Annotated in this window: 13 protein-coding genes and 1 pseudogene; 9 read left to right on the top strand and 5 right to left on the bottom strand. The window is 74.3% G+C overall.

The annotated features are described in order from the left end of the window. Positions 1–14: 14 nt before the first annotated feature. On the bottom strand, positions 15–224 hold the full coding sequence (locus tag ACMCNN_RS09960; protein ID WP_412745900.1) for a hypothetical protein: 210 nt from the start codon (positions 222–224) through the stop codon (positions 15–17). 102 nt (positions 225–326) lie between these two features. Here ACMCNN_RS09960 and ACMCNN_RS09955 point away from each other — a divergent pair, with 102 nt between their 5' ends. Continuing rightward, positions 327–806, top strand: coding sequence for a GNAT family N-acetyltransferase (locus ACMCNN_RS09955; protein WP_412745899.1), 480 nt, complete (start codon positions 327–329; stop codon positions 804–806). Here ACMCNN_RS09955 and ACMCNN_RS09950 read toward each other — a convergent pair. The 3 genes from ACMCNN_RS09950 to ACMCNN_RS09940 all read right to left on the bottom strand — a co-directional run bounded on the left by ACMCNN_RS09950 (position 790) and on the right by ACMCNN_RS09940 (position 4821). Beyond that, positions 790–1527 (bottom strand): hypothetical protein, encoded by a 738-nt coding sequence (locus ACMCNN_RS09950; protein ID WP_412745898.1) that lies wholly within the window; start codon positions 1525–1527, stop codon positions 790–792. The two genes, ACMCNN_RS09955 and ACMCNN_RS09950, sit on opposite strands and share 17 nt — an antisense overlap. Before the next feature lie 75 nt (positions 1528–1602). Then, complete coding sequence (gene aspS / locus ACMCNN_RS09945; protein ID WP_412745897.1) at positions 1603–3405, bottom strand: aspartate--tRNA ligase; 1803 nt, start codon at positions 3403–3405, stop codon at positions 1603–1605. 90 nt (positions 3406–3495) lie between these two features. Further along, positions 3496–4821, bottom strand: a complete 1326-nt coding sequence (locus ACMCNN_RS09940) for an alanine racemase (protein ID WP_412745896.1) — start codon at positions 4819–4821, stop codon at positions 3496–3498. 107 nt (positions 4822–4928) lie between these two features. On the opposite strand from ACMCNN_RS09940, the gene ACMCNN_RS09935 reads away from it, so the two are divergent. The 8 genes and pseudogenes from ACMCNN_RS09935 to ACMCNN_RS09900 all read left to right on the top strand — a co-directional run bounded on the left by ACMCNN_RS09935 (position 4929) and on the right by ACMCNN_RS09900 (position 11352). Beyond that, the gene (locus ACMCNN_RS09935) at positions 4929–6218 is read left to right on the top strand and encodes an amidohydrolase family protein (RefSeq protein WP_412745895.1); all 1290 of its coding nucleotides are present in this window, start codon (positions 4929–4931) and stop codon (positions 6216–6218) included. 4 nt (positions 6219–6222) lie between these two features. Further along, complete coding sequence (locus tag ACMCNN_RS09930; RefSeq protein WP_412745894.1) at positions 6223–6600, top strand: RidA family protein; 378 nt, start codon at positions 6223–6225, stop codon at positions 6598–6600. Between the two features lie 123 nt (positions 6601–6723). Then, positions 6724–7026: an urease subunit gamma gene (locus ACMCNN_RS09925; protein WP_412745893.1), complete on the top strand. Its 303-nt coding sequence runs from the start codon at positions 6724–6726 to the stop codon at positions 7024–7026. Next, positions 7023–7328, top strand: a pseudogene (locus tag ACMCNN_RS09920) (urease subunit beta); the annotation flags it as partial. The gene ACMCNN_RS09925 and the pseudogene ACMCNN_RS09920, both read left to right, overlap by 4 nt. Positions 7329–7432: 104 nt before the next feature. Next, positions 7433–9151 (top strand): urease subunit alpha, encoded by a 1719-nt coding sequence (locus ACMCNN_RS09915; protein WP_412745892.1) that lies wholly within the window; start codon positions 7433–7435, stop codon positions 9149–9151. Beyond that, positions 9151–9819: an urease accessory protein UreF gene (locus ACMCNN_RS09910; protein WP_412745891.1), complete on the top strand. Its 669-nt coding sequence runs from the start codon at positions 9151–9153 to the stop codon at positions 9817–9819. The genes ACMCNN_RS09915 and ACMCNN_RS09910 overlap by 1 nt, the downstream gene beginning before the upstream one ends. Then, entirely contained in the window at positions 9809–10552 is a 744-nt protein-coding gene (ureG, locus tag ACMCNN_RS09905) for an urease accessory protein UreG (RefSeq protein ID WP_412745890.1), read from the top strand. Before ACMCNN_RS09910 ends, ureG begins: the two co-directional genes overlap by 11 nt. Then, positions 10552–11352 (top strand): urease accessory protein UreD, encoded by an 801-nt coding sequence (locus ACMCNN_RS09900; RefSeq protein WP_412745889.1) that lies wholly within the window; start codon positions 10552–10554, stop codon positions 11350–11352. Before ureG ends, ACMCNN_RS09900 begins: the two co-directional genes overlap by 1 nt. A gap of 35 nt (positions 11353–11387) precedes the next feature. On the opposite strand, the gene ACMCNN_RS09895 is transcribed toward ACMCNN_RS09900, so the two are convergent. Beyond that, positions 11388–12290 carry a sigma-70 family RNA polymerase sigma factor gene (locus tag ACMCNN_RS09895; protein WP_412745888.1) on the bottom strand — a complete coding sequence of 301 codons (903 nt, stop codon included), beginning with the start codon at positions 12288–12290 and terminating at the stop codon, positions 11388–11390. Positions 12291–12382: the final 92 nt, after the last annotated feature.

The raw sequence follows: 12382 nt of genomic DNA, 5'->3' as shown, positions 1-12382 counted from the left end.
GCACAGTTCTTGCGTTACCCGCGGCCGGGACGGCGCCCGTAGAACCGGCGGCCGCTGCCCGACCCGACGGCCGGACCGCTACCCACCCCGGCCAGGTACAGGGAGAGCAGCAGCAACCCCAGCGAGGCGAATGTGGGGAAGTTGACCAGGTCGGTGGTCTTGACGTCGAGCAGGTCGAGCAGCAGGTAGATGCCGAAGACGACGGCGGCGGCGATGGCCAGCATGGTTTCCTCCGGGGGGTGAGTGACCTGGCGTGCTGATACCCCGGTCCCCGCCGCGCCGAAACGCCGCCGCGACGGTGGCCGGACCCCGATACCCTGCGGCGCATGATCCACGTACGCCGCGCCACCCCGGCCGACGCCGACGAGCTGATGCGGCTGCGGATGGTGATGCTCAGCGGCATGGGTGCACCGGTGACCGGCGGCCCGTGGCTGGCTGCCGGGGCCGACCTGCTGCGCCGCCAGCTGGCCGACCCGGCCGACCGGGTGGCCGCGTTCGTCGTCCCCCGGCCGGACGCCCCGGACGCTCTCGCGGCCTGCGTGGTGGGCGCGATCGACGAGCGGCTGCCCGGCCCGAACCACCCCAGCCCGTTCAAGGGGTACGTGTACAACGTGGCCACCGACCCCGGCTACCGCCGCCGCGGGTACTCCCGCGCCTGCATGCAGGCCCTGCTGGCCTGGTACGCCGAACGCGACGTCACCCTGGTCGACCTGCGTGCCTCCCGCGACGGCGAACCGCTGTACGCCGCGCTGGGTTTCGTGCCGACCCCCGACCCGGCGATGCGCCGGATCAGCCCAGCGTGTTGACCGCGTTGGCCACCACCAGCGTCGCGACGATCACCGAGATCGAGGCCTGCAGGAGCATCGCCGACTTCGCCCACCGCGACAGCGGCATCGTGTCCGTCGGGCTGAACGCGGTCGCGTTGGTGAACGCCAGGTACACGTAGTCGAGGAACCGGGGTTCCCAGTCCCGGCCCAGCCGCTTGTCGGAGAGCTGCGGGAACAGGAAGTCCGGGTACTGGTGCACGCCCGCCGCCCGGGCCTGCGGCCCGCCCCTGTCGAACTCCCAGTACCAGACCGCGAACGTCAGCACGTTCAGCAGCCAGATCGCGCCGCCGGTGGCCAGCAGCTGCGCGGCGCCCCCCAGACCGTGGCCCGTGGTGATCTCGCGCACGAGCAACGCCACCGACCAGGCATTGGCGAGGCTGACCAGCCCGATCAGGACCAGCCCGAGGCGGCGCAACACCGGCGCGGGCCGCTCCATCCGGCCCGGATTGGCGGCGATCAGCACCACCATCAGCGCAATCTCCACCGTCGGCAGTAGCCACCGCGGGCCCAGGGTCAGCCGGTCCGGCAGCATCACCTGCAGGCCGATCATCACCACGACGGCCAGCCCGAAGGGCCAGCGATGCTCACCAGCGGTGGCGCGCTGCCAGGCGGGCGCCACGGCGTCCTCGACGTCCCGGCCGACCAGCCGCTCGATGCGGGCCAGCCGTTCGATCAGGTCGTCGTCGGAGTCCGGTTGCACGCGGCAAGTCTCACAGCTTCCCGCGGCGGACGCACCGCATTGCGGCGCGCCGCCCACCGACGGCTGGCGCGCCTCTCAGTTCGAGTGCTCCACCGGCAGCGCGACGCCGTCGGTGCCGGGCAGGCCCGCGGTCGGCTTCGGCTTGGCGTCGATGCCCGCCTCCAGCCGCTGCTGGGCGGTGATCGGCGTCGGCGCGGTGGTCAGCGGGTCGAAGCCGCCGCGGGTCTTCGGGAACGCGATGACCTCGCGGATCGAGTCGGCGCCCGCCAGCAGCATGCAGGTGCGGTCCCAGCCGATCGCGATGCCGGCGTGCGGCGGCGGGCCGTACTTGAACGCCTCCAGCAGGAAGCCGAACTTGTCCTGGGCCTCCTCGGGCGAGATGCCGAGCAGGTCGAAGACCCGGCTCTGCACGCTGCCCCGGTGGATACGGACGCTGCCGCCGCCGATCTCGTTGCCGTTGCACACGATGTCGTACGCGTACGCCAGCGCCCGGTCGGGAGCGTCCTCGAAGTTGTCCATCCACTCCGCGTTCGGCGAGGTGAACGGGTGGTGCACAGCGGTCCAGCCGCCCTCGTCCGTGCGTTCGAACATGGGCGCGTCCACGACCCAGCAGAACGCCCACGCGGACTCGTGGATCAGACCGGACCGCTTGGCGATCTCGATGCGGGCCGCGCCGAGCAGCTCCTGGGCCTCCCGCCGGTGGTTCGCGGCGGCGAAGAAGATCGCGTCGCCCGGCTTGGCGCCGACCGCGTCGCCGATCCCGGCCAGGTGCGCCTCGGACAGGTTCTTGGCGACCGGCCCGCGCGGCTCCCCGGTCGCGGCGTCCAGCAGCACGTACGCCAGCCCGCGCGCCCCGCGCGCCTTGGCCCAGTCCTGCCAGCCGTCCAGCTCCTTGCGGGTCTGCGCCGCGCCACCCGGCATCACCACGGCGCCGACGTAGCCGCCCGCGTCGATGGCGCCCGCGAAGACCCGGAACTCGGTGCCGCGCAGGTAGTCCGTCAGCTCGGTCAGCTCCAGGCCGTAGCGCAGGTCGGGCTTGTCGGAGCCGTACCGGTTCATCGCGTCGTGCCAGGTGATCCGGCGGATCGGGGTCTGCACCTCGACGCCGGCCAGCTCGCCCCACAGCTTCGACACGATCTGCTCGCCCAGCTCGATGACGTCGTCCTGGGTGACGAAGGACATCTCGATGTCGAGCTGCGTGAACTCCGGCTGCCGGTCGGCACGGAAGTCCTCGTCGCGGTAGCAGCGGGCGATCTGGTAGTACCGCTCCAGGCCGGACACCATCAGCAGCTGCTTGAACAGCTGCGGGGACTGCGGCAGCGCGTACCAGGTGCCGGGCTGCAGGCGGACCGGGACCAGGAAGTCGCGGGCGCCCTCGGGGGTGGACCGGGTCAGCGTCGGCGTCTCGATCTCGACGAAGTCGCGGGCGTGCAGCACCTCGCGGGCGATCTGGTTGGCCCGGCTGCGCAGCTTCATGGCGTTGGCCGGGCCGCTGCGCCGCAGGTCCAGGTAGCGGTACTTCAGGCGCAGGTCGTCGGAGGCGGTGACCGCGTCGTCGACGGGCAGCGGCAGCGGGGCGGCCTCGGACAGCACGACCAGCTCGCTGGCCACCACCTCGACCGCGCCGGTGGCCAGGTCGGGGTTCTCGTTGCCCTCCGGCCGGGCCGTCACCTCGCCGGTGACCTTGACGCAGAACTCGTTGCGCAGCGCGTGGGCGTCCTCCTCCCGGAAGACCACCTGGACGACGCCGGAGGTGTCGCGCAGGTCGACGAAGATGACCCCACCGTGGTCGCGCCGGCGGGCCACCCACCCGGCGAGCGTCACCGTCGTGCCGGCGTCGCTCGCACGCAGGCTGCCGGCGTCATGGGTACGGATCACGGAAACGTCTCCTTACAGCTGTCACAGGGCGCACCCGACATTCTGTCAGGGCTGCGGGGCCGGGCTGCGACGCGGGCCGAAACTCGTCGATCAGAAGTACGTGTGCAGCACGTCCACGACGCGCAGGTCGTCGTCGACCACCGGGATGTGCCGCCACTTGTCGAACGCCGTGCACGGGTGCGAGATCCCGAACCGGACGATGTCACCGGGCGTGAGCACCGCCCCCGGCGCCACCTTCAGGTAGGCGTGGTGGTCGTTGAGCCGGGTCACCGCGAGACCGTCCGCGGCGATGGCGGTGCCGTCGGGGCGGCGCACGGACCGCGGCACGGGCAGGCCCCCGTCGAACGGCGCGTCCCGCTTGCCCATCCCCACCAGCGCCAGGCCGGGCTCCGGGACGGACAGGACCTGGGCGTAGAGGTCCAGGGCGGCGGCCAGCGGGCCCTCGGCGGGCACCCGCCGAAACGGGGTGCAGTCGGCGTACATGCCGTCGTCGTGGGTCACCGAGGCGCCGCTGCGCAGCACCGTACGCAGCTCGTGTCCGGGCAGCCACTGCCCCGCCAGCAGCGCGGCCACCCGGTCGAACCAGGCGCTGCCGCCCGCCGACACCAGCACTCGCGGGCCGAGCAGTCCGGCCGCCGCCAGCGCCCGCGCCCCGTCCGCGAGTTCGGACAGGAACGCGTCCACCTCGGCCTGCGCGTCCAGCGCTCCCTCGTAGCCGGTCACCCCGCACAACTCCAGGCCCGCGACGCCGGTCACGGCCCGGGCCACGACCACCAACTGCGGGACGGTACGGCAGCCCGTGCGCCCGCCGGAATGCCCGAGCTCGACCAGCACGCGCAGGCGTCCCCCGGTCCCGGTGGAACCGACCACGCCCGAACCGCCCGGATCTGATCCGACCGCGCCAGAACCGACCGCGCCGGACCCGACCGCGCCGGACCCGGGGCCGCCGATGGCGGCGGCGGCCGCGGCCACCCCCGCCTCGGAGTCGACCTGGAGGTACACCTCCCAGCCGCGGGCGCTCTCCTGCGCCAGCCAGCGCAGCGCGGTCGGGTCGAGCACCTGATTGGCGATCACCACCCGCGGCACCCCGAGGCGGCGCAGCACGAGCGCCTGGTTGGCCGTGGCCACCGTCATCCCCCACGCCCCGGCGTCCAGCTGCGCGGCCAGGAGCCCGGGAGCCATGGTCGTCTTGGCATGCGGTGCGAAGTCCAGCCCGTGCCGGGCGCAGAACGCGGCCATCGTGGCGATGTTCGCCGCGGCGGCCGACCGGCGCAGCACCAGCATCGGCCAGGTGAATCCGCCGTCGAACAGCCCGGGTCGCGCCGCTGCGAGCTGGGCAGCGGTCACCGGCCCGTCCGGCAGCCAGAAACCCTTGCTGCGCCAGTCGATCCGCTCGTCCGGGATGTCGAGGGTCACGCACTGCTCCAAGTGATTTGACCGATCCAGCGACTTGACCAGCGCAGCGCCGCCACGCACGCTGTGCAAGCTACCTCTTGATCGAGCATTGTGGAGGACGCGGCGCCGTGCCGGACCCGTACGATCTGCTCCTCGTCGGTGGCGACGTGCTCGACCCCGGCGGCGGGCACACCGGGCGGCTGGACGTGGCGGTGCGCGACGGCCGGATCGCCGCGGTCGGGCCGGGCCTGGGCCACGCCGCCCGTACTGTCGTCGAGGTCGCCGGGCGGCTGATCACGCCCGGCCTGGTGGACCTGCACACCCACGTCCATCCCGGCGCGGGGTACTGGGGCATCGACCCCGACCCGATCGCCTGGTACACGGGCGTGACCACCTGGGTGGATGCCGGGTCGGCCGGTGCGTACACCCTGGACGGGCTGCGCGACTTCGCGGGCGGGCGGCGGGTGCGGGTCGCGGCCCTGCTGAACGTCTCCGGCCCCGGGCTGGCCGCCCGCACCGGGGAGTGCCGCGACCTGGCCGCCTGCGACGTCGCCGTGGCGATCGACACCGTCCTCGCGCACCGCGACCTGATCCGCGGCGTCAAGGTCCGCGTCGACGCCGAGGCGGTCGGCGGCAACGGCGTCGAGCCGCTGCGGCGGGCCCTGGCCGTGGCCGACGCCTGCGGCGTGCCGGTGATGGCGCACATCGGTACGGCGCCGCCCGACCCGGCCGAGGTGCTGGAGCTGCTGCGCCCCGGCGACATCGTGACCCACTGCGCCAGCGGCATCGCGGCACCGCTCGGAGCCGCGGCGGGGGGTGCGCACGAGCGGGGGGTGCTGTTCGACGTCGGGCACGGCTCGGGCGGGTTCGCCTTCGACGTGCTGGAGGCGCAGCTCGACGCGGGGCTGCGGCCGTACACGATCTCCACCGACCTGCACGCCCGCTCGGTCTACGGCCCGGTGTTCGACCTGCCCACCACGATGGCCAAGCTGCTGGCCGTCGGGATGCCGCTGCCCGACGTGGTGGCCGCGGCGACCGTCCACCCGGCCCGCGCCCTGCGCCTCGACGCCGGCACCCTCACCCCCGGTTCGCCCGCCGACCTGGCGGTGTTCGCGGTCGAGCCGGGCGAGTTCGAGGTCGTCGACGCGCACCGGCAGACCCGGCGGGCCCCGCTGCGCCTGGTCAACGAGGCCACGTACGTGGCCGGGCGGCGACTGGAGCCGCGGCTGCCCGCCCCGCCGCCGTCGTGGATCCCGCTCACGGACGCCCAGCACGCCGCCCTGCGCCGCCGCGAACGCGACGTGCGCGCCCTGCTCGGCGCCCCGCTCGTCGGCGTCGACGGGCTGGCCGAACAGTTCCCCCGCCCGCCCCGGTCCACCGCCGCACCGGCCCGGACCGCCGTCCCTTCCCGGGAGTGAACCGATGCCCAGCCGTGCCGTCCACACCGACCAGGCCGCCCCCGTGGGTGGCCCGTACTCGCAGGCCGTCGTCGCGGGCGACACCGTGTACCTGGCCGGGTCGATCCCGGCGCTGCCCGACGGCACCCGCGTCACGGGCAGCTTCGCCGAGCAGGCGCACGCCGCGTTCCGCAACCTCGCGGCGGTCGCCGACGCCGCCGGGGCCGGCCTGGACCGGGCCGTACGCGTCGGCGTCTACCTGCGCGACTTCGCCGACTTCGCCGAGATGAACGAGATCTACGCGCAGTACTTCCGCGGCCCGGTGCCGCCCGCGCGCACCACGGTCCCGGCGGCGCTGGTGGGCTTCGACATCGAAGTGGACGCCGTGCTGTACCTCGGCTGAGTGTCGGCCCGTGCCCCCACCGCTCGGCGCGCGTTGATCCGGTGACCGGCGGTGGACACGGCGGGTAACACGCCGGAAACCTCAGGCTGCGAGCATTCGCTTCGGCGATCAGGGAGGTTCGGCTTGTTCCTCAGCCAGCACGAGCAGGAACGCCTGCTCATCCACGTCGCGGCGGACGTGGCCCGGCGCCGGCGGGAGCGGGGACTGCGCCTCAACCATCCGGAGGCCACCGCGATCATCACCGCGTTCCTGCTGGAGGGGGCGCGCGACGGCCGGACCGTCGCGGAGCTGATGGACACCGGCCGGCGGGTCCTCACCCGCGACGACGTGCTGACCGGGGTGCCCGAGATGCTGACCGAGGTGCAGGTCGAGGCGACCTTTCCGGACGGCACGAAGCTGGTCACCGTGCACGGGCCGATCGCATGATTCCCGGCGAGATCCTGCCCGGCGCAGGCGACATCACGATCAACCCCGACCGTCCGGTCCGGACACTGTCTGTACGCAACACCGGTGACCGGCCGGTGCAGGTCGGCTCGCACTTCCACTTCGCGGAGTGCAACGCGGCGCTGGAGTTCGACCGGGAGGCGGCCTGGGGGCACCGGCTGGCCGTACCGGCCGGGACCTCTGTGCGTTTCGAGCCGGGGCTGCCCCGCGACGTGCCGCTCGTGCCGCTGGCCGGGCGACGGGTCGTACCCGGCCTGCGCGGCCTCGCCGGTGGCCGCCTGGACGCGGACCCGCCGCCACCGCCACCGGTCGAGGTGGACGACATCGAACCGGCGGGCTCGCTGGACGAGGACGCGGGCGAAGGCCCGGCGGGCAACGGGAGCGCCCGGTGACCGTCCTCGACCGCGGCCGTTACGCCGCCCTGTACGGCCCCACGGCGGGCGACCGGATCCGGCTGGCCGACACGAACCTGCTCATCGAGATCGAGCGCGATCTCAGCGCGGGCCCGCAGCCCGGCGACGAGGTGGTGTTCGGCGGCGGCAAGGTGATCCGCGAGTCGATGGGCCAGTCGCGGGCGACCCGCGGCGAGGGCACCCCCGACACGGTGATCACCGGCGCGGTGGTCCTGGATCACTGGGGCATCGTGAAGGCCGACGTCGGCATCCGCGACGGGCGCATCGTGGCACTCGGTAAGGCCGGCAACCCCGACACCATGGACGGGGTGGATCCGGGACTGGTCATCGGCCCCGGCACCGAGGTCATCGCGGGCAACGGCAGGATCCTGACCGCGGGCGCGATCGACAGCCACGTGCACCTGATCAGCCCGACCATCCTCGACACCGCGCTGGCGTCGGGCATCACGACGATCATCGGCGGGGGCACCGGCCCGGCCGAGGGTACGAAGGCCACCACGGTCACCCCGAACTCGTGGCATCTGGCCCGGATGCTGGAGTCCCTCGACGCGTGGCCGCTCAACGTGCTGCTGCTCGGCAAGGGCAACACGGTGTCCGAGGAGTCGCTGTGGGAACAGCTGCGCGGCGGGGCGGGCGGCTTCAAGCTGCACGAGGACTGGGGCACCACCCCGGCCGCGATCGACGCCTGCCTGCGGGTCGCGGACGCCTCCGGGGTGCAGGTCGCCATCCACACCGACACCCTGAACGAGGCGGGTTTCGTCGAGGAGACGCTGCGGGCGATCGCGGGACGCTCGATCCACGCGTACCACACAGAGGGGGCGGGTGGCGGGCACGCGCCGGACATCATCACGGTCGCCGGTCAGCCGCACGTGCTGCCGTCGTCGACGAACCCGACCCGGCCGTACACGCAGAACACTCTCAGCGAGCACCTCGACATGCTGATGGTCTGCCACCACCTGAACCCGGCGGTGCCCGAGGACCTGGCGTTCGCGGAGAGCCGCATCCGTCCGTCCACGATGGCCGCCGAGGATCTGCTGCACGACCTCGGGGCGATCTCGATGATCGGCTCGGACTCGCAGGCGATGGGCCGGGTCGGCGAGGTGATCCTGCGGACCTGGCAGACCGCGCACGTGATGAAGGCCCGGCGCGGCGCCCTGCCCGGCGACGGCGCCGCCGACAACCTGCGCGCCCGCCGGTACGTCGCGAAGTACACGATCTGCCCCGCGATCGCCCACGGCCTGGCCGAGCTGGTCGGCTCCGTCGAGCCGGGAAAGCTGGCCGACCTGGTGCTGTGGGAGCCGGCGTTCTTCGGCGTCCGGCCCGCCCTGGTCCTCAAGGGCGGCATGATCGCGTACGCGCAGATGGGCGACGCCAACGCCTCCATCCCCACCCCCCAGCCGGTGCTGCCCCGCCCGATGTTCGGCGCGTACGGCGTCGTCCCGGCACAGACGTCGCTGGCGTTCGTCGCACCCGCGGCCATCGACGCGCTGCTCGGCGACCGGATCGCGGTCCGGCGTACCCTCATGCCGGTCGCGGACACCCGCGCGGTGCGCAAGACGGACCTGCCGCTCAACGACGCGCTGCCCCGCATCGAGGTCGAGCCGGACACGTTCACGGTGCGTGTCGACGGCGAGGTCGTCGAGCCCGAACCGGTCACCGAACTGCCCATGGCGCAGCGGTACTTCCTGTTCTGATGCCGTCGACGTCGCTGGCCACCCTGCTCGTGCTGGCCGACGGGCGGCTGCCCGCGGGAGGCCACGCGCACTCGGGCGGGCTGGAGGCGGCCGTGGCGGCGGGCCGGATCACCGACCTGGTGGGCCTGGCCGGGTTCCTGCGCGGACGGCTCGCCACCTCGGGCGTGGTCGCGGCGGCGTTCGCCGCGGCCGCCTGCGCCCGTACCCCGGAATGGGCCGCGTTGGACGCGGGCCTGGACGCCCGCACCCCCTCGCCCGCGCTGCGCCGCGCGTCGCGGGCGCAGGGCCGGGCCCTGCTGCGCGCGGGCCGCGCCATCTGGCCCGCGCCGCAGCTGCGGACCACGTCGACCGGTGCCGCGCCGCATCATCCGGTCGCGCTCGGGCTGGTCGCGGCGGCCGCGGGCCTGCGGCCGCGCGAGGCCGCGGTCGCCGCCGCGCACGGCACGCTGACCGGCCCCGCGTCCGCCGCGGTCCGGCTGCTCGGACTCGATCCGTACGGGGTGCACGCGCTGCTGGCGGATCTGGCTGGTGCGTGTGACCGGATCGCGGACGACGCCGACGCCGGGGCGGGTGATCCGGTGGACGGTCTGCCCGCAGCGGGCGCCCCACTGCTCGACATCGGCGCGGAGTTCCATGCCACCTGGGAGGTGCGTCTCTTTGCATCCTGAACCGACAGCCCCGGCGCCCCGTAGCGCCGGGCCACACCCGCACGACCACGACCCGGACGAGGTGCCGCACACCCATCCGCAGCCGGGACTCGACCCGCATGCCGCCCTGCCCACCGGCGCCCGTGCCCTGCGGGTGGGCATCGGCGGCCCGGTCGGCTCCGGCAAGACCGCCCTGGTGGCCGCGCTGTGCCGGGCGCTCGGCGGCGAGGTGCGGCTGGCCGTCGTCACCAACGACATCTACACCACCGAGGACGCCGACTTCCTGCGGCGTACGGGCGTGCTGCCGGCGGACCGGATCCGCGCGGTGGAGACCGGCTGCTGCCCGCACACCGCGATCCGCGACGACATCTCGGCCAACCTGGACGCGGTAGAGGATCTCGAGGCGGCGCTGGGCCCGCTGGAACTCGTCCTGGTGGAGAGCGGCGGCGACAACCTGACCGCGACGTTCAGCCGGGGGCTCGTCGACCGGCAGGTCTTCGTCGTGGACGTGGCCGGCGGGGACAAGGTGCCGCGCAAGGGCGGCCCCGGCGTCACCGGCGCGGACCTGCTCGTGGTCAACAAGACGGACCTCGCGCCGCTGGTCGGGGCGGATCTGGGGGTGATGCGGCGGGACGCGGCCGCGCGGCGCGGGGCGCTGCCCACGGTGTTCCTGTCGCTCGTCGAGGACCGCGCGGCCGGCCCCGTGGCGGACTGGATCCGCGGTCTGCTGGCCGCCCGCGTACCGGCGGCGTGATGCGGGCGGCCGCGCGCATCGTGGCCGAGGCCGACGGGCGCGGCGGCACCCGGCTGTCGGTGTTGCGCGGCGAGTCCCCGCTGCTGTTGCGCCGTACCGGTCCGGCGGGCGGCGCCGCCACGGTGCATCTGGTGGGCGGCGCGGCGGGCCCGCTGGGCGGCGACGACCTGCGCCTGGACATCGAGGTACGCCCGGGCGCCCGGCTGGCGGTGCGCACGGTGGCGGCCACCCTCGCCCTGCCGGGTCGCCCCGGTACCCCGCCGTCGGTGTTCGATCTCCGGGCGTCCGTCGCCGCCCGCGCGGCGTTGCACTGGCTGCCGGAGCCGCTCATCGCGGCCGCGGGGTGCGGTCACCGCGCGGTGACCGACGTCGAGGTGGCCGACGGCGGGACGCTGCTCTGGCGCGACGATCTGGCCTGCGGACGGCACGGCGAGCCGGCGGGCGACGTCCACACCGACGTGACGATCCGGTACGCCGGGGCCACCCTGTACCGGCACCAGCTCGCGATCGGTCCGGGCGCTCCGGGCTGGTCGGGCGCCGCGGTGCTGGATGCCCCCGGCGCCCCGGGCGGCGGTCACGCGGTGGGCTCCGTGGTGTTCGCCGGGCCGGACCGCGCCGCGATGGACCGGGCCGTCTCGCCCGTGCGGGAAGCCGGGCCGCCGCACGGGAGAGCGGCCGTGATGCCACTGGCCGGGCCCGGTGTGCTGGCCACCGCGGTGGGGCCGGACATCCGCGCGTTGCGGGCAGCCCTGGACCCGTGGTGCGCCGCGCTGCTCCGGGATCTCGAAGAGTCGGGGTGAGCCCCGTCAGGATTCGCCCGTGGACGTCCCGCGCCCTACGCCGCGACAGCGACCGGCACCCCGTGGCTGTCCGTCAGGGCCAGCCTGGTGTGCAGATTGCCCTGCCGCGCGACGCGGGCGAAGTACTCGCTGCGGCGCCGCTGCAGGCACCCCTTGCGGGTACGCGGCCCCCCGGCCGCGACGGTGAGCAGCTCGGGAGCCAGCGAACTGTTCAGGCCCTCGCGCAGCATCCGCAGCGCCTCGGTACGCAGCTGGGAGATCCGCGACTCGGTCACCCCGAGTTCCGCGGCGACCTCGCTGAGCGGCCGTTCCTGCAGGAATGACTGGGTGACGACCATCCGCAGCCGCTCCGGCAGGGCCTGGATCGCCTGGTGCAGGTAGCCGAGCCGTTCCCGCTTGAGCAGCAGGTCCTCCGGGCCCTCGGCGGTCTCGGCGATCATCTCCTCGGCGGCGCCGGCGGGGAAGCCCTGCAGGCTGAGCAGCGCGGCCTTCTGCACGTCGTCGTCGACCGCGGACAGCTCGGTGACCCCGATGCCGAGGAACTCGGCCACCTCGGCGTCGGTGGGGGTACGGCCGAGCGCGGCGGTCAGCTCCTGGCGCGCCGCGGCGGTGCGGCGGGCGCGGGCCCGCACCAGGCGGCTGGCCCAGTCCTGGCCGCGCAGCTCGTCGAGGAGCGCTCCGCGGATGCGGACGGCGGCGAACCGGTGGAACGGGATGCCCCGCGTGACGTCGAACGAGCGGGCCGCGTCCAGCAGTGCGGCGAACCCCGCGGACGACAGGTCGTCGGCATGCACATGCCCGGGTACGCGGTTCAGGAGTTCCCGCACCAGATAACCCACCAGCGGCATGTGTTCCCGGATCAGGTCCTCGAGATCGCGCGCGGACGGCGCGTCGTGGGTGGTGCCGGCGGTGGCGGGCAGCTCGATCGTGAGGGTCACCGTGGTCCTCCTCGCGCGTACGCGTGCCGGCCGGTGGAGGCCGGTCAGGAGAACCCTCGCCGCCCCCGGGTGCAGGGGCGGCCGAACTCGGT

This window comes from Krasilnikovia sp. MM14-A1004 (assembly GCF_047159485.1).
In the GTDB taxonomy this organism is placed as follows: domain Bacteria; phylum Actinomycetota; class Actinomycetes; order Mycobacteriales; family Micromonosporaceae; genus Actinoplanes.
The sequence above is the reverse complement of the archived record's forward strand: the minus strand, read 5'-3'. Positions and strand labels throughout refer to the sequence as shown.

What these genes read in the sequence shown, in the direction of transcription:
- ACMCNN_RS09960 (WP_412745900.1), bottom strand. Translation starts at nt 224, where the DNA reads ATGCTGGCCATCGCCGCCGCCGTCGTCTTCGGCATCTACCTGCTGCTC.
- ACMCNN_RS09955 (WP_412745899.1), top strand. Translation starts at nt 327, where the DNA reads ATGATCCACGTACGCCGCGCCACCCCGGCCGACGCCGACGAGCTGATG.
- ACMCNN_RS09930 (WP_412745894.1), top strand. Translation starts at nt 6,223, where the DNA reads ATGCCCAGCCGTGCCGTCCACACCGACCAGGCCGCCCCCGTGGGTGGC.
- ACMCNN_RS09910 (WP_412745891.1), top strand. Translation starts at nt 9,151, where the DNA reads ATGCCGTCGACGTCGCTGGCCACCCTGCTCGTGCTGGCCGACGGGCGG.
- ACMCNN_RS09900 (WP_412745889.1), top strand. Translation starts at nt 10,552, where the DNA reads ATGCGGGCGGCCGCGCGCATCGTGGCCGAGGCCGACGGGCGCGGCGGC.